The organism is Streptomyces sp. GbtcB7 (assembly GCF_019091445.1).
GTDB lineage: Bacteria > Actinomycetota > Actinomycetes > Streptomycetales > Streptomycetaceae > Streptomyces > Streptomyces mirabilis.
On the sequence record NZ_JAGXJM010000139.1, the window covers coordinates 1 to 494 of the forward strand.

The following is a 494-nucleotide window of genomic DNA, read 5'->3' on the forward strand; positions in this document are numbered from 1 at the left end:
AGGTGCTGACCGGCAGCGGCACGACCGTCTTCGACAGTGTGCCGGTCGGCGTGGGCGGCATCCTTCCGCCCTCGAGTGATACCGCCGATTCGCGGTGGCATCACCTCGGATCCGTTCTCCAGCTGGCGCTCATCGCCGTCATCGCAGGAATCGCGCAGCGCGCTCTCGACGACACCGTCGCCTTCGTGACGCCGCGCCGTCGCACGTTCGGGTTCGCGGGCGAAACCCTGCCTCGTGAGGACCCCCTCGTCCAGTTCGTGGTCGGCGAACTCAGCGTCGCCGCGTCGACCGCGCGGCGGCTGGTGCTGTCGGGCGCGGCCGACCTCGGGGGTGCGTCGGAGTCGGGCGCCAGCGTCGAGCGCATGCGCGACATCCAGTTCGACGTGTTCCGACTACAGGAGCTCGTCCCCCGGCACGTGCTCGATGCGGCGACCCGGCTGTGCGAGGTCGGCGGAGCCTCGGCGGTCGGCAACGGCTACGCGCTCGACCGTCAC

1 pseudogene is annotated in these 494 nt (G+C 71.1%); it reads left to right on the forward strand.

From position 1 onward, the window contains the following. A pseudogene (locus KVT44_RS55570) lies at positions 1–494 on the forward strand (hypothetical protein); the annotation flags it as partial.